The 808-nt window shown below is 55.6% G+C and carries 2 protein-coding genes; both read left to right on the top strand.

Annotated features, from left to right (window positions below):
• The first annotated feature begins 118 nt into the window (after window positions 1-118).
• The gene (locus tag ACOCD2_RS23130; protein ID WP_293650336.1) at window positions 119-526 is read left to right on the top strand and encodes a hypothetical protein; all 408 of its coding nucleotides are present in this window, start codon (window positions 119-121) and stop codon (window positions 524-526) included.
• A gap of 111 nt (window positions 527-637) precedes the next feature.
• A partial coding sequence (locus tag ACOCD2_RS23125; RefSeq protein ID WP_419594296.1) for a helix-turn-helix domain-containing protein occupies window positions 638-808 on the top strand: 171 nt, incomplete at its 3' end.

The following is an 808-nucleotide window of genomic DNA, read 5'->3' as shown; positions in this document are numbered from 1 at the left end:
GAAGTTGTTGCGTAGTGCTTGGTGACCAGGACGGCTGGGGCACCAATAGGTTGTCAAAGGCCGAGTCGATTTTGGGGACTGGGATGTCCCAAAATCTTTCACGAGGCCGAAGACACACTTGCACGAGGTCGAAGACACGCTTGTCAAGACCTTGCAGGTGCGCGTGAGAGACAGGCACGCAGCACTGTTGTCACGTATGGCCTTTGAGGTGAATCAGGTCTGGAATCTGGCCAATGAGGCCAGCTACGAAGCATGGCATGTGCCTGTACCGGAGGTAGGGTATATCCAGGGCGTGTGGCGTTCCGCTTTCGACATTCAGAAGGATATTCTGCCGATTCGCAAGGCGCGGGGCTTTATCCTTCCCTCGCATACCGTCCAGCAGGTTGTGGCGGAACACGCCGCCCGGCGGCGGCAGTTCAAAACGTCCAAGCTGCGCTGGCGGGCGTCCAGTGGTTCAAGACGCGCCCTGGGTTGGATACCCTTCAAGAAAGGCTCGGCCAAGTGGGTCAATGGCCAGGTGTGTTAATCAGCGTGCAAAACTGACCAGGAATTGGGGGGAAACAGCGTCGAATTTTGACCACCCCCTGAAGTCTGTCATCCTCCGGTTTTTTACCGGAGTAACCTGGGATTGTTATGCATGGAAACCATTGCCAAGATTCGTCGCCGTCATGAAGTGAACGGTGAAACCATCAGTGAGATTGCCCGTCGTTTTAACCTGTCGCGCAATACGGTTCGCAAGTATTTGAACCAGAGTGATCCGCAGCGTTACCAACGAAGGCAGCAGCCCAAGCCACAGCTGGGCGCCTAT

The sequence above is a fragment of the Thiolapillus sp. genome (assembly GCF_048562965.1).
GTDB lineage: Bacteria > Pseudomonadota > Gammaproteobacteria > Chromatiales > Chromatiaceae > Thiolapillus > Thiolapillus brandeum_A.
The sequence above is the reverse complement of the archived record's forward strand: the minus strand, read 5'-3'. Positions and strand labels throughout refer to the sequence as shown.